At 75.4% G+C, this 21,004-nt stretch carries 17 protein-coding genes; 9 read left to right on the top strand and 8 right to left on the bottom strand.

All coding sequences use genetic code 11. From position 1 onward, the window contains the following. Positions 1-57: 57 nt before the first annotated feature. Together CNO22_RS01320 and CNO22_RS01315 are read left to right on the top strand one after the other, a co-directional pair. Positions 58-1,308, top strand: coding sequence for a 3-deoxy-7-phosphoheptulonate synthase (locus CNO22_RS01320; protein WP_232806708.1), 1,251 nt, complete (start codon positions 58-60; stop codon positions 1,306-1,308). Continuing rightward, entirely contained in the window at positions 1,305-2,807 is a 1,503-nt protein-coding gene (locus CNO22_RS01315) for a mannitol dehydrogenase family protein (RefSeq protein WP_100497558.1), read from the top strand. Before CNO22_RS01320 ends, CNO22_RS01315 begins: the two co-directional genes overlap by 4 nt. Positions 2,808-2,868: 61 nt before the next feature. Here the strand turns inward: CNO22_RS01315 and CNO22_RS01310 are convergent, their stop codons facing one another. The 5 genes from CNO22_RS01310 to CNO22_RS01290 all read right to left on the bottom strand — a co-directional run bounded on the left by CNO22_RS01310 (position 2,869) and on the right by CNO22_RS01290 (position 10,464). Further along, a complete protein-coding gene (locus tag CNO22_RS01310; RefSeq protein ID WP_100497557.1) occupies positions 2,869-3,855 on the bottom strand; it encodes an NAD-dependent epimerase/dehydratase family protein in 987 nt (328 codons plus the stop codon). Beyond that, a complete protein-coding gene (locus tag CNO22_RS01305) occupies positions 3,852-6,419 on the bottom strand; it encodes an alpha/beta fold hydrolase (protein ID WP_232806707.1) in 2,568 nt (855 codons plus the stop codon). Before CNO22_RS01305 ends, CNO22_RS01310 begins: the two co-directional genes overlap by 4 nt. Next, the gene (locus CNO22_RS01300) at positions 6,416-7,441 is read right to left on the bottom strand and encodes a 3-oxoacyl-ACP synthase III (protein WP_100497556.1); all 1,026 of its coding nucleotides are present in this window, start codon (positions 7,439-7,441) and stop codon (positions 6,416-6,418) included. The genes CNO22_RS01305 and CNO22_RS01300 overlap by 4 nt, the downstream gene beginning before the upstream one ends. 114 nt (positions 7,442-7,555) lie before the next feature. Then, positions 7,556-8,569, bottom strand: coding sequence for a LacI family DNA-binding transcriptional regulator (locus CNO22_RS01295; RefSeq protein WP_198588034.1), 1,014 nt, complete (start codon positions 8,567-8,569; stop codon positions 7,556-7,558). A 221-nt stretch (positions 8,570-8,790) separates the two neighbouring features. Then, the gene (locus CNO22_RS01290) at positions 8,791-10,464 is read right to left on the bottom strand and encodes a glycoside hydrolase family 13 protein (protein ID WP_100497555.1); all 1,674 of its coding nucleotides are present in this window, start codon (positions 10,462-10,464) and stop codon (positions 8,791-8,793) included. A gap of 328 nt (positions 10,465-10,792) precedes the next feature. Between CNO22_RS01290 and fabG the strand changes: the two genes are divergently transcribed. The 3 genes from fabG to CNO22_RS01275 are packed head-to-tail and all read left to right on the top strand — an operon-like array spanning position 10,793 to position 13,470. After that, positions 10,793-11,497 (top strand): 3-oxoacyl-[acyl-carrier-protein] reductase, encoded by a 705-nt coding sequence (gene fabG, locus CNO22_RS01285; protein ID WP_100497582.1) that lies wholly within the window; start codon positions 10,793-10,795, stop codon positions 11,495-11,497. After that, entirely contained in the window at positions 11,497-12,270 is a 774-nt protein-coding gene (fabI, locus tag CNO22_RS01280) for an enoyl-ACP reductase FabI (protein ID WP_100497554.1), read from the top strand. Before fabG ends, fabI begins: the two co-directional genes overlap by 1 nt. 57 nt (positions 12,271-12,327) lie before the next feature. Continuing rightward, on the top strand, positions 12,328-13,470 hold the full coding sequence (locus CNO22_RS01275; protein ID WP_100497553.1) for a ferrochelatase: 1,143 nt from the start codon (positions 12,328-12,330) through the stop codon (positions 13,468-13,470). 84 nt (positions 13,471-13,554) lie between these two features. Here the strand turns inward: CNO22_RS01275 and CNO22_RS01270 are convergent, their stop codons facing one another. Continuing rightward, entirely contained in the window at positions 13,555-14,292 is a 738-nt protein-coding gene (locus CNO22_RS01270; protein WP_100497552.1) for a hypothetical protein, read from the bottom strand. Positions 14,293-14,379: 87 nt separating this feature from the next. Here CNO22_RS01270 and CNO22_RS01265 point away from each other — a divergent pair, with 87 nt between their 5' ends. Continuing rightward, positions 14,380-14,823 carry an NfeD family protein gene (locus CNO22_RS01265; protein ID WP_100497551.1) on the top strand — a complete coding sequence of 148 codons (444 nt, stop codon included), beginning with the start codon at positions 14,380-14,382 and terminating at the stop codon, positions 14,821-14,823. 94 nt (positions 14,824-14,917) lie between these two features. Continuing rightward, positions 14,918-16,099 carry an SPFH domain-containing protein gene (locus CNO22_RS01260; RefSeq protein ID WP_100497550.1) on the top strand — a complete coding sequence of 394 codons (1,182 nt, stop codon included), beginning with the start codon at positions 14,918-14,920 and terminating at the stop codon, positions 16,097-16,099. 82 nt (positions 16,100-16,181) lie between these two features. Here the strand turns inward: CNO22_RS01260 and CNO22_RS01255 are convergent, their stop codons facing one another. Both CNO22_RS01255 and CNO22_RS01250 read right to left on the bottom strand, forming a co-directional pair. Continuing rightward, entirely contained in the window at positions 16,182-17,282 is a 1,101-nt protein-coding gene (locus tag CNO22_RS01255; protein WP_198588033.1) for an RNA polymerase sigma factor SigF, read from the bottom strand. Beyond that, on the bottom strand, positions 17,279-17,776 hold the full coding sequence (locus CNO22_RS01250; protein WP_100497549.1) for an ATP-binding protein: 498 nt from the start codon (positions 17,774-17,776) through the stop codon (positions 17,279-17,281). The genes CNO22_RS01255 and CNO22_RS01250 overlap by 4 nt, the downstream gene beginning before the upstream one ends. Positions 17,777-18,009: 233 nt before the next feature. Between CNO22_RS01250 and CNO22_RS01245 the strand changes: the two genes are divergently transcribed. Together CNO22_RS01245 and CNO22_RS01240 are read left to right on the top strand one after the other, a co-directional pair. After that, a complete protein-coding gene (locus CNO22_RS01245; protein ID WP_100497548.1) occupies positions 18,010-19,866 on the top strand; it encodes a SpoIIE family protein phosphatase in 1,857 nt (618 codons plus the stop codon). 58 nt (positions 19,867-19,924) lie between these two features. After that, positions 19,925-20,944, top strand: a complete 1,020-nt coding sequence (locus CNO22_RS01240; protein WP_100497547.1) for a DNA topoisomerase IB — start codon at positions 19,925-19,927, stop codon at positions 20,942-20,944. Positions 20,945-21,004: the final 60 nt, after the last annotated feature.

Genomic DNA, 21,004 nt, shown 5'->3' with positions numbered 1-21,004 from the left:
AGAGCGATCCTGTTCCGGGCCAGAGCCGCCCGAGCGCCCATCGAGGACGTGAGCATTGTGACGACGGAGGAGCTCCCCATTCCGGCTGACCGGATCCTGGATGTCGCGACGCGGATCGCCGACCACCTGCTCGACGTCCAGACCCGGGTGAACGGCCAGATCGATGCTGCGCTCGCGGAACTCCTGCCCGACGTCCAGCAGCGATTGGGCGTCGAACGAGCGAACGACGTCGACCTCTCCGACCTCGTGAATGCCCGGATCACCGGCTTGAGCGTCGTCGTGACTCCGGCAGCGGTCGCCACCGTCGCCCCGCTGTCGGCCGCGTCCGCCGCGACGACGCGGGCCGCGCGTCGTGCCATGACCGACATCGTCACGGGTGTCGACGACCGCCTGGCCGTCATCGCCGGCCCGTGCTCGATCCACGACCCGGAAGCCGCCCTGGAGTACGCCGCCTTCCTCGGCCGGATGCGGGAGCGCCACGGCGACGACCTGGAGATCCTCATGCGGACGTACACCGAGAAGCCGAGGACCGAGGTCGACTGGAAGGGGTTCGCCTACGACCCGTTCCTCGACGGATCGAGCCACATCAGCGTCGGACTCGTCGCGACCCGGTTGCTCATGTGCCGCATCACGGCCATGGGCGTGCCGGTGGCGGCCGAGCCGCTGAACGCGCTCACCCCGCAGTACGTCAACGGACTGGTCACCTACAACGGCGTCGGCGCGCGCAACGTCACCGACCAGACCGCCCGGGAGCGGGTGTCGGGCTTCTCCTCCGTCGTCGGCTTCAAGAACTCCCCGGAGGGCAGCATCGACGCCGCCATCTCGGCCGTGCTGACCGCGCGCGCTCCGCACGAGTTCCTGGGTGTCGACCACCACGGCGTGAGCGCCCAGCTGTCGACGACGGGCAACGACACCGGCCACGTCATCCTGCGCGGTGACAAGGACGGCCCCAACTACTCCGCCGCCCACATCGCCGAGACCAAGCGGAAGCTGGCGCAGCGCGGTCTGCCGGAGGTGGTCGTCGTCGACGCCTCCCACGGCAACAGCGAGAAGGACCACCGGCGCCAGGTCCACGTCGTGCGGGACCTGGCCGGGCAGGTCGCCGCCGGCGAGTGGGCGATCCGGGGCGTGATGGTGGAGAGCAACCTCGTCGCCGGGAGGCAGGACCTCGACCGCCGGCACCCCGAGAGGCTGGAGTACGGCGTGAGCGTCACCGACGCCTGCGTCGACCTCGGGACGACCGAGGTGGTGCTGGCCGAGCTGGCCGAGGCTGCGCGGGCACGGCGCCGGGGTGTCAGCGGGCCGTGACCGTCACACCCCTGCGTCAGTCGACGCTGGACGCGCTGCCCGGGCAGGTGCAGCGACCGGCCTACGACCGTGCCGCGGCCCGGAGCGGCGTCGTCCACCTGGGCGTCGGCGGCTTCCACCGCTCGCACCAGGCCGTCTACTTCGACCGGCTGCTCGCCCGGGGGCACGGGGACTGGGGCATCACCGGCGTGGGGGTCCTCGCCGCCGACCGCGGGCTGCACGAGGCGCTGCGCTCCCAGGACGGCCTGTACACCCTCGTGCTCAAGCACCCGACCGGGGCGATCGAGCCGGCCGTCGTCGGCTCGCTGCTGCGCCTGCTGCTGGTGGACGACGACCCGGACGCCGTCGTGGCCGCCATGGCGGCGCCGTCGACCCACCTGGTGACCATGACCGTCACCGAGGGCGGGTACAGCACCGACAAGTCGACCGGGCGGTTCCGGCTGGACGACGCCCTGCGCGCCGACCTCGCCGCCGAGCGTCCGCGCACGGCGTTCGGCCTGCTCACCGCGGCGCTGCGCCGGCGTCGGGACGACGGGACGCCGCCCTTCACGGTGGTCTCCTGCGACAACGTCGAGCACAACGGGGCCCTCACGCGGCAGACCCTGGTGGCGGTCGCCCGCCTGCAGGACGCGCGGACTGGGGACGACCTCGCCGACTGGATCGCCGCGCACGTCGCCTTCCCCAGCTCGATGGTCGACCGGATCACGCCCGTCACGACCGACGACGACCGCCGTCGGCTGGCCGAGGAGACCGGGATCGCGGACCGGTGGCCGGTCGTGGCCGAGCCCTACCTGCAGTGGGTGCTGGAGGACTCCTTCAGCGACGCGCGCCCGCCCCTCGAGGAGGTGGGCGTCCAGCTGGTGGCCGACGTGCGCCCCTACGAGCTGGTGAAGCTGCGGCTGCTCAACGCCGGCCACCAGGTGCTGTCCCACCTCGGCTACCTCGCCGGCCACCGCCGGGTCGACGAGGTGATGGCCGACCCGCTCTTCGTCGAGCTGGTCGACCGGTACCTGCGCGAGGAGGCCACCCCCACGCTGCCCCCGGTCCCCGGCACGGACCTCGACGGCTACCGCCGGGTCCTCCTCGACCGCTTCGCCAACCCGGCGGTCAGCGACTCCCTGGCCCGGAACTGCGCCGAGGGCTCCGAGCGCATCGCCACGTTCGTTCTGCCCGTCGTGCGGGAGCAGCTGCGCCGCGGCGGACCGATCGACGTCGCCGTCCTCACCGTGGCCGCCTGGGCCCGCTACGCCACGGGCGTCGACGAGCGGGGCGAGCCGATCGCGGTGGTCGACGCCCGCCTCGACCGGATGGCCCCGCTCCTGCGGCACTGGCGGGAGGACCCCGCGGCCGTCCTGGGGCTCGGCGACGTCTTCGGGGACCTCGCCGACGACGAGCGCTTCCGGCGTGCGTACCTGCACGCGGCCGGGCTGGTGGCCCGGTTGGGGGCACGCGGAGCGGTCGCGCACGTCCTGGGTCCGTCGTCCGGACGCCCGCGCTGAGGCCCGACGATCGAGCTCCAGCCCGACCCGAGGCCGGCCCCCGCCGGCGGCTGCGGGCCGGTCAGGCGGAGGACGGAGCGTCGCCCCCGAGGTACCAGGCGCGCAGGCGGGCGAACCCCTCGTCCAGACCCACCTCGGGCCGCCAGCCCAGGGCGGCCCGCGTCCGGCGCTGGTCGAACCAGTGGGCGGTCGCCAGCTGCTCGGCCAGGAAGCGGGTGAGCGGGGGGATCGACCGCCGGCGCGTCCCCGCCCAGACCGCCTCCGCGGCCGCGCCGGCGACCCAGGCCACGCCGAAGGGCACCCGGCCGCGCGGCCCCGGGACCCCGGCCGCCCGGCACAGCCGGTCGAGCACCTCGGCGACCGGGCGCGGCTCCCCGTTGGAGACGACCAGCGCCTCACCGTGCACCGGTCCGCACGCGTCCACGGCGGCGACCAGGGCCGCGGCGGCGTTGTCGACGTAGGTGGTGTCGATGAGCGCCACGCCCGACCCGATCACCGGCAGCCGACCGGCCCGCGCCCGCTCGACGATGCGCCCGACGAGCTGGGTGTCGCCCGGGCCCCACACCAGGTGCGGGCGGACGGCCAGCACGGCCAGCGCGGGGGAGTCCGCGGCCAGCGCGTCCTGCTCGGCCACGGCCTTGGAGCGCGAGTAGCGGCCGCGGGCCCGCGCGGGGTCGGCGGGTCCGGCACCGACCCCGGTCAGCGCCGTCCCCGCGTGCGCCACCGACGGGGAGGAGACGTGCACCAGCCGGCCGACGCCCGCGGCCCGGCAGGCGTCGAGGACGGTGCGGGTCCCGGCGACGTTGGCGTGTGCGTACTCGGCCCACGGGCCGGTGACGTCGACCTTCGCGGCCAGGTGCAGCACGGCGTCCCGCCCCCGGACGGCGCGCGCGACGACGTCCGGGTCGGCGACGTCCCCCAGCACCTCCGCGCACGGCAGGCCGGCGGGACGGCGCTGCAGCACCGTCACCTCGTCGCCCCGCTCGAGCAGCCCGGTGGCCGTGGCCCGGCCGAGCATCCCGCTCGCGCCGGTGACCAGCACCCTCACGGTCGGTGCGGGGCCCGTGCGCCGGCCAGCACCCGCGCCGCCCGGCGGGCGACCTCGCCCCGGTCGACCTTCGACTGGTGCCGGACGTCCACCGGCAGCCGGGAGGTGACCAGCACCGCGGCGACGTCGACGCCGGCGGCCGCCCGGACGGCGTCGGCCAGCTCGGTCCCGGCCAGGCGCAGCCGCGCCGCCCGGCCGCCGAGCCGGGCCCGGCGTCCCGACGGCACGACGACCACCACGACGACCTGCGCCCCGGCGGGCCCCACGCCGACCACCGCGGCGGCCGACACGCCGTCCACCGCCTCCACCCGCTGCTCCACCCCGACCGGCGTCACCGGCCCGGACGCCGTGAGGGCGACGTGCTGGAGACGCCCCTCGATCCAGAGCCGCCCGTCCGCGTCCAGGTGCCCGACGTCGCCGGTGCGGTGCCAGCCGGCGTCGCGGGACGTCGCCCGCTCCAGCGCCCACAGCGCGTCGTAGCGGTCCTTGACGTGCGCGGCCCGCACGCAGACCTCGCCGGGGACGCCCGGGCGGTCGGTGAGCTCGCCGTCGGCCCGCCCGTCGGGGGACAGCGGGCTGACCCGCACGTCGACGCCGGGCAGCGGGCGGCCCACGCACACCCCGTCACCGCTGCCGGCGGCCTCGATGCCGGTCAGCGAGGTGTCGGTGACCGGCAGCACCTCGGTCATCCCGTACGGCGTGTGCGGGTCGGCGGCGGGGAGCACCGCCTGCAGCGACCGCAGCAGGGACGCCGGGACGGGCGCGCCGGCGGACATGAGCAGCCGGACCCGGGCGAGGGCGGTGCGCTGCGGCGCGGAGAGGTCCGCCGCCGTGGCGACCACCCGGCGCAGCGCCGCCGGCGAGGCGAACACCACGGTCGCGTCGACGGCGGCCGCGGCGTCGGCCAGCGCGGCCGCGGTCAGCGAGCCGGGCGCGGTCACGTCGACGTCGGGCACCGCCGACCCGATGCCCAGCGCCGGCCCGAGGATCGCGAACGGCGCGAACGCCGCCACGAACCGGTCGTCGGCGGTGAGGCCGTAGGTGGACCGGACCAGCTCGAGCTGGGCGGCCGCCTGGCGGTGCGTGTAGACGACGCCCTTGGCCGGTCCGGTCGCCCCCGAGGTGAACAGCACGGCGCAGTCGGCGTCCAGCGGCGGCTCGGCGGGTGCCGGTGCCGACCGGCCGAGGGCCTCCAGGTCGGCGAGCGTGGCGTCCGCGCCCCGCCCGCGCCCGGTCCGGCCCGCGGCGATGCGCGAGCCGGGCAGGCCCATCAGCCGCGCGGCGGTCAGGCCCGCCCGGCTGCCGACGACGGAGTCGACCGCGGCGCTGCGCAGCGCCCGGCGCATCCCGGCCAGCCCGAGGCCCTTGTCGGCGACGACGACGACGGCCCCGGCCCGCCACAGGGCGTAGACGGTCGCGGTGAGGTCGACCGAGGGCTCCACCAGCAGGGCGACGCGGTGCCCCGGGCGGACGCCGCTCGCCGCGAGCCCGGCGGCCAGGTCGGCCACCCGCCGGGACAGCTGCGACCAGCTGACCGTCGCGCCACCGACCTCGACGACGGCGGGGGAGTCGTCGTCCGCCCGCTCGTCGAGGGCCGACCACAGCCGGCGGCCGGCCGCGGGGACCGCCGGCCGCGCGGGGGTGCGGTCCCCAGTGCCGAGGTCGGCCACCCACGAGGCCACGGCCTCGGCGTACTGCGGCGCGTCCTCGGGCAGCAGGTGCGAGGCGCCCTCGTAGCGGTGCAGCCGGGCCTGCGGCAGGCGGCTGCGCAGGTCGGTCAGGTAGCGCTCGCCGAACACCGGGTCGCGCGGGCCCCACAGCAGCAGCGCCGGGACGTCGAGCGCGCGGATGCCCTCGGCGATCGCCTCCTGCGCCGGGCGGGACGGGTGCCCGGGGGAGAACGGGATGTCCGCGACGAAGTCGCCGACCGACCGCCGTCGCGCCGGCGAGCGGTAGGGCTCGGCGAAGGCGCGCCGGACGTCGGCGGGCAGCGCCGGCCGGGACAGCGCCGTCGTCGCCCGGACGAACACCGGGGTGCCCACGGTGACCGCCGTCCGCACGCCGGGCGCGTGGGCCAGCCGGATCAGGGCCGGCCCGAGGTCGCCCTCGGGCATGGCGACGGCCGTGTTGGCCAGGACGACGCCCCGCAGCTGGTCGCGGTGCGCGAGCGCCCAGCCCAGCGAGATGACCCCGCCCCAGTCGTGCCCGACGGTGACCACCGGGCCGGTGACGCCCAGGGCCGCGGTGAGGTCGCCGAGGTCGGCCACCCGCTGCTGCAGCGACCGCGGCCCGGTCAGCCGGTCGGACCAGCCCATGCCGAGCTGGTCGGGGGCGACCACCCGCCAGCCGGGCGGGGCGGCGGCCAGCAGCCGGCGCCACAGGTAGGACCAGGTGGGGTTGCCGTGGACGCACAGCAGCGTGCCGACCGGGTCGGCGACGCCGTTGTCGAGGACGTGCCAGCAGTGCTCGCCGCCCTCGGCGTCGGGGACGGTCAGGAGCCGGGACCAGGCCGGGTCCAGCCCCGGGAGCACCGGCCGGGCGGGCGTCGCGTCGGCCGCCCTCACCAGGCGATCTCGAGGCAGGAGGCGTTGAGGCCCGAGCCGATCCCCATGAGCAGCACCCGGTCGCCGCCGACGAGCGAGTCCTGCTGGCCGGCCAGCGTGAAGGGGACCGAGGCCGGGCCGAGGTTGCCCCGGGTCGGGAACGTCGTCGGCACCAGGGCCGGGTCGATCGAGAATCGGTCGCACATCGCCTGCGTGTGCACCTTGGAGACCTGGTGGACGACGTAGCGGTCCATGCCGCGGGCCCAGTCGAACTCGTCCGCGGCGTCGGCCCAGAGGTCCTCGGACAGCGCGAGCCCGGCGTCCAGGAGGCCCTTCAGGTCGGTGCGCATCTCCTGGTTGTCGCCGAGGCAGAGCTCGTGGTGCTCGCTGCCGGCCCGGCTCGCGGACCCGACCAGGCGGTGCCCCTCCGGGTGCCGGTCGGCGCGCCCGAGGACCATCGCGACCGCACCCGAGCCCAGGGTCAGGGTCGCGAACTGCGCCAGCACGTCCTTGGACACGGTGTTCGGGCGGTTGAGCCGCTCGACGGTGCGCTCCTGCACCGGCCGGGAGTCCTCGCCGTTGACGACCAGGGCGTGGTCGACCATCCCCGAGTCGATCATCGCGGCCGCCAGCTCCATGCCGTTGACGAAGCCGAGGCAGGCGTTGGTCACGTCGAAGTTCTGGCACGACCGGGGCAGACCGAGCGCGTGGTGCACCGCGACCGCCGTCGACGGCTCGAGGTACCGGCGGCTCACCGAGGTGTTGACCATCAGCCCGATGGACGCCGGGTCGACGCCGCTCTCGCTGATCGCCTTGGCGCCGGCCATGGCGGCGCCGTCGACGAAGGTGACGCGGTCGGCCCACCAGCGGCGCTCCCGGATGCCGGCGAGGCGCTCGAGCAGGCCGCGCCGCAGCCCTACCCGCTGGTAGGTCGCCTCGAGCGCGTCGTCGAAGTCGTCGGAGGTGACCACCCGGGTGGCGTCCTCGGTCTGGACGGCCAGGACCGCCGTGTTGGTGAACTTGCGTGTGCTGTTGCTGCTCATCTGTGGGATCCAGTCCTCGGCAGGGCCGACTCCCTATCACGTGCCGCCCTCATCCGCTGCCCACTACCCGAGCCGTACACCGCTATGCCACCGGGTCGCCCACACCACACCCGCTCAGGCCGGACGCGGCGCCGCGACCGAGGGTCGCAGCCGGAGGGGCATCGGCACCCGGTGCTCCACGGGGTCGCGCTGCCCGTCGAGCAGCAGCGCGACCCCGCGCTCGGCGAGCGCCTGGTGGGGGAGAGCCACGCTCGTGAGGGAGGGGCGGAGCCAGGAGGCCAGCTCGCTGTCGTCGAAGGAGACCACCGACACGTCGGCCGGCACGCGCAGGCCGTGCTCGGCGAGGGCCTGGTAGGCCCCGAGGGCCACCCGGTCGTTGAGGCACACGAGCGCCGACGGCCGCACCCCGGTGTCCAGCCACGCGGAGATGGCGGCGAAGGCCGGCTCCGGCCACCAGCTGCAGTCCACCCGACCGGCCAGCTGCGTGCCGCCCGCCGCCAGCTCGGCGACGAGGCCCCGCAGCCGCTCGCGCCCGGCGAAGAGGTGCTCCGCCGGCTCGCCCACGAGGAAGACCCCCTCCCGGTGACCGGCGTCGAGCAGCACCCGGCCGGCCGAGCGGCCGGCCCCCTCCTCGTCCGGGACCACCGACGGCACCGACCCGTCGGTCGCCCGGCAGTTGACGGTGACCACGCGCTGCCCGGCCAGGGCTTCGGGGAGCTCGACGTCGCGCGTGTGCAGCGTCGCGTACAGGAAGCCGTCGACGCGCCGGTCGAGCAGGCCCTCGATCAGCGAGGACTCCAGCGCCGCGTCGTGCGCGCTCTCGGCCACGAACAGCAGGTGCTCGCGAGCCGCCGCCGCGGTCAGGCTGCCGTACACCAGGCCACCGGCGTAGATCTCGCTGGCGATCGAGTCGGTCACCAGGGCGATGGTCCGGGTGACGGCGGTGCGCAGGCCCCGCGCCATGAGGTTGGGCCGGTAGCGCAGCTCGGCGGCGGCCCGGAGGACCCGCGAGCGCGCCTCCTCGGAGATGCGCATCTGCTGGTCGCGGCCGGTCATGACGTAGTGGGCCGTCGTCCGTGACGTACCGGCGCGATCAGCGACGTCCTGAAGGGTCACCCGGCCGTTCACGGGGGCGAGTCTGCCCCGACACCTCGTGGGCGACCAGGTTCGTGGCCTCGTTCGCGCCGCGCTCCCGGGTGCGTCCCGGCGACCAGGGCGAGGTCGTCGTCGACACCGAGCGCATCCACTTCTGCGACCCGCAGACCGGGGTCGCCATCCGCGACCGAGGCCGGAGCGCCCGGGCGGCGCCCGTGCCGAGGTGTCCACCTCCTCGGCACGGGCGCTCGTCGTCAGGCGCCGGCCGGGCGCAGCCAGACCGTGGTGTCGGCGGGCAGGGTCCCCTCGCCCAGGGGACCGCTGGCGAGCAGGACCTCCCCGGCGGGGAGGTCGACGTCGGCGTCGGAGAAGTTGGTGACGCTCTCCCAGCCGGTCGACCGGCGCAGGTGGAGGACGTGGGTGGTCGCCGGGATCCCGTGGTCGATCCACTGCAGCGTCTCGTCGCCCTGCAGCTCCCGCCGCAGCCGCAGCGCCGCCCGGTAGAGCTCCAGCGTCGACCCGGGGGTGCCGTCCTGGGCCTCCGCGGACAGCTCGCCGAACGACGCCGGCTGCGGCAGCCACGCGCCGCCGTCCCCGAAGCCGAAGGACGCACCCTCCCGCGTCCAGGGGATCGGCACCCGGCAGCCGTCGCGGCCCTTCTGGGCGTGCCCCGTCCGTTCCCAGATCGGGTCCTGGAGCACGTCGGCCGGCAGGTCGGCCACCTCCGGGAGTCCCAGCTCCTCGCCCTGGTAGAGGTAGGCGGAGCCGGGGAGGGCGAGGAGCAGCATGCTCGCCGCCCGGGCGCGACGCAGCCCGACCTCGTCGTCCGGAGCGGGCTGTGTGCCACCGCTGCGCAGCCACGCGTCGAGGTCGGTCCCGGCCGGCAGCGCGTACCGCGACCGGTGCCGGACGACGTCGTGGTTGGACAGCACCCAGGTCGCCGAGGCGCCGCAGACGGCGGCCGCCGACAGGGCGGCGTCGATCTCCACCCGGAACTGCTCGGCCGACCACGGCGAGACCATCAGCTCGAAGTTGAACGCCTGCCCGAGCTCGTCGGGCCGGGCGTAGAGGACGCGGCGGCTCGTCGCCACCCACGCCTCGGCCACCGCCGACCGCGGCGGGTCGTAGCCGTCGAGCACCTTCCGCCACTCGCGGAAGATCTCGTGCACCTCGTCGCGGTCGAACAGCGGGTGGCTGCCGTCCAGCGGCAGCTGGGTCATCGGGTCGGGGTGGACACCGCCGTAGTCGCGCAGCGGCTCGCCGAGGTCCTTGGCCAGCCCGTGCGCGACGTCGACCCGGAACCCGTCGACACCGCGGTCGGACCAGAACCGCAGCGTGTGCAGGAAGTCCTCGCGGACCTCCGGGTTCGCCCAGTTGAGGTCGGGCTGCTCGCGGGCGAACAGGTGCAGGTACCACTGGCCGTCCGGCACGCGGGTCCACGCGGGGCCGCCGAAGTGCGACATCCAGTCCGACGGGGGCCGGCTGCCGTCGGGGCCCTTCCCGTCGCGGAACACGTAGCGGTCCCGGGCGGGTGAGCCGGGCGGGGCGGCCAGGGCCTCGCGGAACCAGGCGTGCCGGTCCGAGGTGTGGTTGGGGACGACGTCGACGACGACCCTGAGGCCGAGCTCGTGCGCCCGGGCGATCATCTCGTCGGCGTGGGCCAGGGTGCCCAGCTTCGGGTCGACGTCGCGGTAGTCGTCGACGTCGTAGCCGCCGTCGGCGAGGGCGGAGGGGTAGAAGGGGCTCAGCCAGACGGCGTCCACGCCCAGCCGCTGCAGGTAGGGCAGCCGCTCGGTCACGCCGCGGATGTCGCCCAGTCCGTCGCCGTCGAGGTCGCGGAAGCTCCGCGGGTACACCTGGTAGACGACGGCCTGACGCCACCAGTCTGCGGACGCCCCGCGCGCGGCGGGTCGGGGGTTCTCGGGCAAGGACGCTCCTCGGTCTGCGGTGATCGGGGGACTGGGCGGCGTGCGGGCGCGGACGCCTGTGGGACGGGTCGGGATCCGCCATCGGCGGTCGGGTAGCTGAACCCGTTCAGCCCGCCCAGTCTAGGAGCACGGGCCGACGCGTGCAGCCGACGTCGTCCCGGGCGTGGGGGACGGGAGGCGCCGTCCACGGGTGCACCGCCCGGGACCGTCCCCCGGGGACGTCGGAGGGCACCCCGTGTGCCGGTCCCGCCCGTGACCGGGTGTGACCTGCGCCCACCGACTAGGTTCGACAGCCGGACGTCAGGGATCGGCGCAGGGGGTGTGGCACGTGGCGAGATCGGTGCTCGTGACCGGCGGGAACCGCGGGATCGGGCTGGCGATCGCCCGCGCGTTCGCCGAGCAGGGCGACCGCGTGGCGGTGACCCACCGTGGCAGCGGCGCCCCCGAGGGCCTGTTCGGCGTGCAGTGCGACGTCACCGACGCCGGGGCGGTCGACCGGGCCTTCACCGAGGTCGAGGAGCACCAGGGGCCGGTCGAGGTGCTGGTGAGCAACGCCGGCATCACCCGCGACGGGCTGCTCATGCGGATGAAGGAGGAGGACTTCACCGACGTCCTCGACGCCAACCTCACCGCCGCCTACCGCGTCTCCAAGCGCGCCGCGGCCAAGATGGTCCGCGCGCGCAGCGGCCGGATGGTCTTCGTCTCCTCGGTCGTCGGCCTGCTGGGCTCGGCGGGTCAGACGAACTACGCGGCGTCCAAGGCCGGCCTGGTCGGGCTCGCGCGGTCGATCGCCCGCGAGCTGGGCAGCCGGGGCGTCACCGCCAACGTGGTCGCCCCCGGCTTCGTCGAGACCGACATGACGGCGCAGCTGCCGGAGAAGCGGCAGCAGGAGATCCTCGGGCAGGTGCCGCTGGGGCGGTACGCCTCGGCGGAGGAGATCGCCGGCGTGGTGCGCTTCCTGGCGAGCGACGCGGCCGGCTACATCACCGGGGCGGTCGTCCCGGTCGACGGCGGACTGGGAATGGGGCACTGATGAGCGGCATCCTCGAGGGCAAGAAGATCCTGGTCACCGGGGTCCTCACCGAGGCCTCGATCGCCTACGCCACCGCACGCATCGCGCAGGAGCAGGGCGCCACCGTCGTCCTGTCCAACTTCGGCCGCGCCCTGTCGCTGTGCCAGCGGATCGCCAAGCGGCTGCCGCAGGAGGCACCGGTCGTCGAGCTCGACGTGACGAACACCGAGCACCTGGCGACGCTGACCGACCGGCTGCGCGAGCACGTCGGCGACACCCTCGACGGCGTCGTCCACTCCATCGGCTTCGCGCCGCAGGAGGCGATGGGGGAGGGCTTCCCCGAGGTCGCCTGGGAGCACGCGGCGACGGCGTTCCAGGTGTCCACCTGGTCGATGGCCTCGCTCACCCAGGCCTGCCGGCCGCTGTTCGGCGAGCACGCCTCGGTCGTCGGGCTGACCTTCGACGCCACCGTCGCGTGGCCGGTCTACGGCTGGATGGGCGCGGCCAAGGCGGCGCTGGAGTCCACCTCCCGCTACCTCGCCCGCGAGCTCGGCCCCGAGGGCGTGCGGGTCAACCTCGTCGCGGCCGGCCCGCTGCGCAGCATGGCGATGAAGTCCATCCCCGGCAGCAAGCAGTTCGAGGAGGCGTGGGAGACCCGCGCCCCGCTGGGCTGGTCGGTCACCGACACCGAGCCGGCCGGCAAGGCCGTCGTCGCGCTGCTGTCGGACTGGTTCCCCGCCACCACCGGCGAGATCGTCCACGTGGACGGGGGCTTCCACGCCGTCGGCGTGTGACCTGCATCGTCCGGCGCCCGACCGCATCCGCCGGGGTCGTGGGGTAGAAGAGGAGACGTGCCCCTCGAGACCGACGTCGACATCACCCCCGCCGGCCAGCGCCCCGACGAGGACCCGTCGCTGGCCGTCCGCAACAACGGCGGGACGCCGCCGTCCGCCGACCCCGCGCCGTCCGGACGGCGGGAGGCGCTGCTCGTCCTCGGCTTCGGCGGCCCGGAGGGGCCCGACGACGTCATGCCGTTCCTCGAGAACGTCACCCGCGGCCGCGGCATCCCGCGCGAGCGGCTGCTCGACGTCGCCGAGCACTACATGCACTTCGGCGGGGTCAGCCCGATCAACGAGCAGAACCGGGCGCTGACCGCGGCGGTCGAGCGCGAGTTGGCCGCCGCCGGGCTGGACCTGCCGGTCTACTGGGGCAACCGCAACTGGGCCCCCTACGTCGAGCACGTCTGGCAGCAGATGGCCGACGACGGCATCGAGCACGTCTACGTCTTCCCGACGTCGGGGTTCGCCTCCTGGTCGGGCTGCCGGCAGTACCACGAGGACGTCGCCCGGGCCCGCTCCGTGTTCACCGGCGCCGCCCCTGGCGGCGGGCCGACCGCGGAGAAGCTGCCGCACTACGGCGACCACCCCCGCTTCGTGCAGGCCAACGCCGAGGCGCTCGCGGCCGCGCTGGCCGCGCTGCCGGAGGACCTGCGGGACACCGCGCGGCTGGTGGCGACGGCGCACAGCATCCCCGACACCATGGCCGCCGTGGCCGGTCCGGACGGCGGGGCCTACCAGGCCGAGCTGCTGCGCTCGGCGCGGCTCGTGGTCGACGCAGTGGCGCCCGGCCGCGACGTCGACCTGGTGTGGCAGTCCCGCAGCGGGCCGCCGTCGGTGCCGTGGCTCGAGCCCGACGTCAACGACCACCTGCAGGCGCTGGCCGGTGCGGGGGAGAAGGCCGTCGTCGTCTTCCCCATCGGCTTCGTCAGCGACCACGTCGAGGTCATCTGGGACCTGGACAACGAGGCCAAGGAGACCGCCGAGGAGCTCGGCATGGCCTTCGTCCGCGCGGCGACCGCGGGCACCCACCCGGCGTTCGTGACGATGGTGCGCGAGCTGATCGAGGAGCGCCGGTCCGGCACCCCGCCGCGGCTGGGCACCAACTGCCCCGCCTCCTGTTGTTTCACGGCGCCGCGTCGTCGCCCGACCGCCTGACCACCACTGTGCCGGCGTTCGTCGTGCTCTGCCGGTCCTGCAGCGCCGGCAGAGCACGACGAACGCCGGCAGTGCAGTCGGCCGCTACCGCGGGATGGCGTTGTACGCGGCGGTGACCGCCTCACGGACGGCGTCGCCGAGGGGGCGCAGCGCGTCGTCCCGGGCCGCGGCCTGGCGGTGGGTGACGGCACCGCCGGGGGCGTCGGTGAGCGCCAGGTCGAGCACCTTCGCCAGCCGCTGGGCCCGCGCCAGCAGCGACATCGCGACCGGGTCGGTGCCCGGCGGCATCCCCGGCACGTGCGCGGCCTCCGCCAGCCCGGCCAGCAGCGCCGGCACCTCGGGGTGCCACCGGGCCAGGTCCAGCTCGGCGAGCGTGCGGGCCGCGTCACCGACGGCGAGGTCGAGCGCGCCGGACACCGCCCGCAGCGACCCCTCGACCGGCGGCGGCAGCGGCGGGGCGCCGGTCAGGTCGAACGCCGTCCACTGCACCGCCTCCGGCCCCAGCGGCTCGGGCACCAGCGCGACCCGCTCGCCGACGGCGGCCTGCCCGGCCTCGACGGCCGGCTCGGCCAGACCCGGGACGCGCGGCAGTCCGCGGACGTCGCCGGGCACCGGCAGTACCAGCCGCACGCGACGCTCGCCGGCCCCGCGCAGCGCGCTCAGCGCCCAGCCGAGGGGGACTGCCTCGTCGGTGCCGGGCAGGCCGGAGACCCGGTGCGCGGTGTCGCCGACCAGGGCGTCGAGGGCGTCGTCGTAGGAGGCGCGGCCGGTCAGCCAGGCGGTCGCCCAGACCGCGAACCGGCCCGCGGGGAAGTCGTGCACCCGGCGAGGTTATGTCGCCGGCCCGGCGGGGTGACGGCGACCGCGAAGTGAGCCCGTACTCCCGCCGCGGTCTGCCAGGATGCCCACGTGGATGCCTGGGTGCTGTGGCTGATCGCCTCGGGCCTGTTCGCGGCCGGCGAGCTGGCCAGCGGCGACCTCTTCCTGCTGATGCTGGCCGGCGGAGCGCTCGGCGGCGTCGGGGTCGCGCTGCTCGGCGGCCCGGTCGTGCTGCAGCTGGCCGCGTTCGTCGTCGTCGCCGGGCTGCTGCTGGTGCTGGTCCGCCCCCTGGCCAAGCGGCACCTGACCGAGGGCACCCCCGAGCAGCTGGACGGCGTCGCCGCGCTCGTCGGCCGCACCGCCCGGGTGACCCGGGCCGTCGACGGCCACGGCGGGCGCATCCGGCTCGGCGCCGACGAGTGGACCGCGCGCAGCCAGTACGGCGGCGAACGGTTCCCGGTGGGCGCGACGGTGCGCATCCTGCAGGTGGACGGCGCCACCGCCGTCGTCGGGGACGCCTTCGAGCTGGAGTGAGCCCTCCCGCGGGGAACCGCGCGCCGCGTCGTGACCCCATCGTCACCGGAACCGGGCAGGATCGGCGACGGAACCCGGAGAAGGGAGCGTCCCCGTGACACCCGCACTGATCGCCCTCATCGTGATCGCCCTGCTGGTGGTGGTCGTCGTCGCCAAGAGCGTGACGATCGTGCCGCAGGCGCAGGCCAAGGTCGTCGAGCGGCTCGGCCGCTACAGCCGCACCCTCTCGCCCGGCCTGTCGCTCCTGGTGCCCTTCATCGACCGCGTGCGGGCCACGATCGACCTGCGCGAGCAGGTGGTCTCCTTCCCGCCGCAGCCGGTGATCACCTCGGACAACCTGCAGGTCGGCATCGACACCGTCGTCTACTTCCAGGTGACCGACCCGCGGCTGGCCACGTACGGCATCGCCAACTACATCCAGGGCATGGAGCAGCTGACCACCACGACGCTGCGCAACGTGGTCGGCGGGCTCAACCTCGAGGGCGCGCTGACCGGCCGCGACGGCATCAACAGCCAACTGCGCGAGGTCCTCGACGGCACCACCGGCCCGTGGGGCCTGCGCGTGGCCCGCGTCGAGATCAAGGCGATCGACCCGCCGCCGTCCATCCGCGACTCGATGGAGAAGCAGATGCGCGCCGACCGCGACAAGCGCGCCATCATCCTGCAGGCGGAGGGTGCCCGGCAGTCGGCGATCACCACCGCCGAGGGGCAGAAGGCCTCGGCGATCCTCTCCGCGGAGGGCAAGAAGCAGGCGGCGATCCTCGAGGCCGAGGCCGAGCGGCAGAGCCGGATCCTGCGGGCCGAGGGTGAGCGTGCGGCGCTGTTCCTGCAGGCGCAGGGCCAGGCCAAGTCGATCGAGACGGTGTTCCAGGCCATCCACGACGGCAAGCCCGACCAGGGCCTGCTGGCCTACCAGTACCTGCAGACGCTGCCGCAGATCGCGCAGGGCGACGCGAACAAGATGTGGATCGTCCCCAGCGAGTTCAGCAAGGCCCTGGAGGGCCTGGCCAAGCTGGGCGGGGCGGACGGCGACGGGCGGTCCTGGATGGACGTCGACCCGTCGCGGAACGGCGCCGGCCGGCCGACCGCCGAGATGGACACGTCCGGCTGGTTCGAGTCGGCGCTGCCGAGGGCGGCCGACCAGCCGGAGGCGAAGATCGAGCTGTCCAGCATCGCCGACCAGCCGGTGGGCAGCGTGCCGCAGGTGCCCACCCCGCCGCCGCTGTCCGAGGTCACCCCCGAGCTCCCGGAGGACGGCGGCCGGCCGAACGGCTGAACGGCACCGTCGAACACCGGAGGCCCAGAACCCGACGGGTTCTGGGCCTCCGACGGCCTCCGCCCCCCTGCGGGGGCCTCCTTCAGTCCTTGAGCAGGCCCTCGCGGAGCTTGGCCAGGGTCTGGCTGAGCAGCCGGGACACGTGCATCTGCGAGATGCCGATGTCCGCGGCGATCTGGGACTGGGTCATGTTGCCGAAGAACCGCAGGATCAGGATCCGCCGCTCGCGCGCCGGGATGGTGGCCAGCAGCGGCTGCAGCGACTCCCGGTACTCCACGCCCTCCAGCGCGGCGTCATCCTCGCCGAGCGTGGCGGCGAGGGTGGGGGAGTCGTCCTCACCGGAGAGCCGCTCGTCGAGGGAGCTGCTGCGGTAGGCGTTCGCGACGGCGAGGCCCTCGAGCACCTCCGCGCGCGGGATGCCCAGGTGCTCGGCCAGCTCCGACGGCGTCGGCGCGCGGCCGTTCTTCTGCGCCAGCTCACCGACCGCGGCGTTCAGCGACAGGTGCAGCTCCTGCAGCCGCCGCGGTACGCGCACCGACCAGCCCTGGTCGCGGAAGTGCCGCTTGATCTCGCCGGTGATGGTGGGGACGGCGAAGGAGAGGAACTCCACGCCGCGGCTCGGGTCGAACCGGTCGATGGCCGCGATCAGGCCGAGCGTGCCGACCTGCAGCAGGTCGTCGAAGGGCTCGCCGCGGTTGCTGAACCGGCGGGCGAAGTGCCGGACCAGCGGCAGGTGCTCCTCGACCAGGATCTCCCGCAGCCGCTCCCGGCGCGGGTCGTCCTTGTCCAGGGTGGCCAGCTCGGCGAACAGCGGCGCGGTCCGCTCGGCCCGCCGCCGGTTCTCGGACACGGGCGCCGCGCCGGAGGAGCCGGTGTCACCCGCGGCGGTCTCGTCCTCCGCGTCGTCGTCGGAGGAGGCGGTGTCCTCGGGCTCCTCGTCGGTGGCGTCGGCGTCCTCAGGCTCGGCGGCGTCGTCCGTCGTGTCCTCGTCGGTCGCGTCGCTCTCGGCCGGGCTGCCGGCGTCCGCGCCGGGCACGACCTCGCTGCGCGGGTCGGGCACCACGACGGGCTGCTCCTCGGACGCGACCTCTCCCTCCGGGCCGCGGCGGCCGGTCGGGAACTCGTCGTCGCGCAGGGTGTCCTCCTCGACGGTCTGGGGTTCCGGGGCTGGCGCCCCGGTCACCGCACGACCGAGACGTTCTGGCCCGAGTCCCCGAGCAGCTGGTCCGGGTGCTGTCCCGGCAGGTACTTGTCCATGGAGATGACCGCGACCGGAGAGGTCCCGCCGTCACCGGCCGGCACGGTGGCCTGGGTGGCGGGACCGGCCTCGACCTTGTCGACCAGGGTGTGCAGCACCGCCCAGCCGAAGCCGTCACGGGGGACGTCGGTGCCCTCGGCGGTCGGCACCCAGGCGTCGATGTGCAGGCCCTGGCGGGTGGTCTCGAAGACCACGGTCAGCCGGCGGTCGCCGGAGACGATCGCCGAGAGCGTCGCGCACGCCTCGTCGACGGCCAGTCGCAGGTCCTCCACCGCGTCGAGGTCGTAGTCCATCCGCATCGCCAGGTCACCGGCCATGGCCCGCACCGCGGGCAGCTGGGTGGGGGTGGTGGGCACCCGCAGTTCCAGTCGCTCGGCGCGCCGCCCGTCCTGCGTGAGGGCACCCCTCGAGTCCACCATCCGTCGTCCGCTCCTCATCCTCGCTGGCGACCGCGCGCCGGGAGCCCTGGAGACCCCGGTCCGCGCGGCCCGCACCCAATCCTGCCCGACCGGCCGCGGCGTCCTGCCGCGCGCCGTCGGGCGGTGCGCCTGACGAGGAGTGCTACCCCGGCGCGGGCAGCGGTCAAACGCCAGGTCACACGGCCGGTCAGCCCGGTTGCAGGCCCCTCGGGCGTGCGGTTCGCTGGCTCCAGATGAACACCAGCCAGGAGAGCCCGCCGTCCGGGCGCGCACCCGTCGACGATGCCGGCGGTCCCGCGCTCGTCGCGGCGATGGAGACCGCCTCCACCGCCATCTGGTGCCTCGCCGGACCCGAGCTGGAGCCGGTCTGGGCCAACGCGCGCGCCCGCGACGTCGGCCCGGCCGCCGGCGGCCTCGCCGCGGTCGCCGGTCGCCGTGTCGCGGAGCTGGCCGGCGAGGTGGCCCGCACCGGACGCGCCGAGACCGTCCACGGCGACCCGGGCCCCGACGGCCGGGTCGCCACCGTCGTGCTGCAGCCGCTGCAGGTGCACGGCCGACCCGGCGTCCTCGTGCTGGTCGAGGCCGACCGCGCCGACTGCGGGCACGCCCCCGCCGCGCTGGCCGAGGGGGACGTCGTCGACCAGGTGCAGCACTCGCTGCTGCCCCCGGCGCTGCCGCTGCTCCCGGACGTGCGCCTGTCGGGCAGCTACCACCGGGCCAGCTCGGTGCACGCGGCCGGTGGCGACTGGTACGACGCCGTGCCGCTGGGGCGCGGGCGGCTGGCGCTGGTGGTCGGCGACGCGGTCGGGCACGGCGTGCCCGCGGCCGCCGCGATGAGCCGGCTGCGCGGTGCCATGCGCTCGGTGGCGCTGCGCGACCCCTCGCCCGCAGCGGTCCTCGCGGGGCTCGACGCCTTCGCCGGGCAGATGGAGGACGTCGAGGGCGCCTCGGTCTTCTACGGGGTGCTGGAGGCGTCCACCGGGCGGCTGACCTATGCCGCGGCCGGGCACCCGGCCCCGTTGCTGGTCCGGGCCGACGGCAGCGCGGAGTTCCTCCGGCTCGACCCGCGGCCGCCGCTGGGCAGCCTGCCGGGCGCGCCGAGCGTGGCGGTCACCGCCCAGCTGCCACAGGGCGCGACCCTCGTGCTCTTCTCCGACGGCGCCGTCGCCGCCTCCGGTGCACTGTCGGCGGACGGCCTGGACCGGCTGGCCGAGCTGTCGCGCGCCGCGCTCGCCGGGCCGGGCGCCCTCGAGGGCGACGCATCCGGCGAGCTGGCTGCGGCGATCGTCGAGGGGCTCCTGGACTCCGAGGAGCGCCCCGACGACATCGCCGTCCTGGTCGCGCACCGCCGGGCGGAGACCACCGAGCCGCTGGAGCTGGACCTGCCCGCCGTCCCGGCCGCGCTGCCGACGGTCCGCCGGCACCTCGGCGCGTGGCTGACCGGGCTGGGCATGGGGGAGCAGGACCGGGTCGGCGTGATGGTCGCGGTGGGGGAGGCCACCGCCAACGCGGCCGAGCACGCCTACCGCGGGGTGGAGCCGGGGCGGATGCAGGTGACCGCGGCGGTCGACGTCGACGGGCAGCTCACCGTCACCGTGCGCGACCAGGGCCGGTGGCGCCCGCCGGACCGGGACCCCGGCGACCGCGGCCGCGGACTGCTGATCATGCGCCAGCTCGTCGACGGGGTGGTGCTGCAGGGCGAGCACGGCACGACGGTCACCCTGAGCATGCGGCTGCGCCGCGGCCCGGAGGAGGACGAGGAGCGCCCCGGCGGCACGAGCACGGCGGACGTCGTCGTCGACCGCAGTGCCGAGCGCCCCGTGGTGCGGGCGTCCGGCGCGGTGGACATGGTCGGCGCCGAGCAGATGCGCATCCGGCTGCTGGAGGCCAGCCACGGCGGCACCGGCCGGGTCGAGCTCGACCTCACCGGGGTCACCCTGTTCAGCAGCGCGGCGGTGCGGGTCGTCCTCGCGATGGCCCGGATCGCCGGCGAGGAGGGCTGGCGGCTGGTCGTGCACGCGCCCGAGGGCGGGGTCACCCGGCACATCCTCGAGATCAGCGGGCTGGGCGGGCTGGTCGAGCTGCGCTGAGGGGCGACCCGCCGACGCTCGGTGTTTGCGGCACGCCGGCGGTGCCCATCCCCCTGGCGTGAGACTCCGCCGCAGCGACGTGCACGGCCCGGGTTGGCGGCGTCGGCGAGCCGGCCGCGGCTTCGCCTACTACGACGAGGACGGCGCGCTCATCAAGGACGAGCGCCTGGAGCGGCTGCGCTCGCTGGCCATCCCGCCGGCCTGGAAGGACGTCTGGATCTGCCCCTGGCCGAACGGGCACATCCAGGCCACCGGGGTGGACGCCGCGGGTCGCCGGCAGTACCGCTACCACGACCAGTGGCGGGCCCGGCGGGACGCCGAGAAGCACGAGCGGGTGCTGGAGATCGCCCACCAGCTGCCCGACGTGCGCGACGCCGTCGTCGAGGCGATCCACGGCACGGGGCTGACCCGGGAGCGCGTGCTGGCCACCGCCGTCCGGCTGCTGGACCTCGGCGCCTTCCGCGTGGGCAGCGAGCAGTACGCCGAGGACAACGGCACCTACGGGCTGGCCACGCTGCGCAGGGACCACGTGCGGGTGCGCGGCGAGCGGGTCTTCTTCTCCTACACCGCCAAGGGCGGCATCGAGCGGGAGCTCGAGCTCACCGACAAGCCCACCGCGGACGTCGTCCGGGAGCTGCTGAAGCGCCCGGAGGAGGGGGAGGAGCTGCTCGGCTACTGGGTGGAGGACCCGGCCGGCGGGGGCCGCACCTGGCACGACGTGACGAGCACGGAGGTGAACGCCTACCTCAAGGAGATCAGCGACGCGGAGATCACGGCGAAGGACTTCCGCACCTGGAACGCCACGGTGCTGATGGCGGCGACGCTCGCCGAGACGCCGCAGCCGGCCTCCAAGACCGCACGCAAGCGGGTGCTCAAGCAGGCCTACGAGCGGGTGTCGGAGACGCTGGGCAACACGCCGTCGGTGTGCAAGGCCAGCTACGTCGACCCTCGGGTGGTCGACCGGTTCGAGCACGGCGACACGGTGGTGCACGCGCTGCGGGAGGCTGCGGAGGCGCCGGACGACCGGACGGCGCAGCGGGCGCTGGAGCAGGCCGTCTGCCAGCTGCTCAGCGCCTGACGACGAGAGGCCCCGCCGGAGCGGGGCCTCTCGTCAGGTCGTGGGGGTGCGGGCCGGGGC

The sequence above is a fragment of the Geodermatophilus chilensis genome, assembly GCF_002802985.1.
Lineage (GTDB): Bacteria > Actinomycetota > Actinomycetes > Mycobacteriales > Geodermatophilaceae > Geodermatophilus > Geodermatophilus chilensis.
Note: the sequence above shows the minus strand (reverse complement) of the source record. Positions and strands in the feature narration are given on the sequence as shown.

Coding starts and splice junctions, on each gene's coding strand:
- CNO22_RS01300 (WP_100497556.1), bottom strand. CDS start 7,441: ATGAGCAGCAACAGCACACGCAAGTTCACCAACACGGCGGTCCTGGCC.
- fabI (WP_100497554.1), top strand. CDS start 11,497: ATGAGCGGCATCCTCGAGGGCAAGAAGATCCTGGTCACCGGGGTCCTC.
- CNO22_RS01250 (WP_100497549.1), bottom strand. CDS start 17,776: ATGGTGGACTCGAGGGGTGCCCTCACGCAGGACGGGCGGCGCGCCGAG.
- CNO22_RS01245 (WP_100497548.1), top strand. CDS start 18,010: ATGAACACCAGCCAGGAGAGCCCGCCGTCCGGGCGCGCACCCGTCGAC.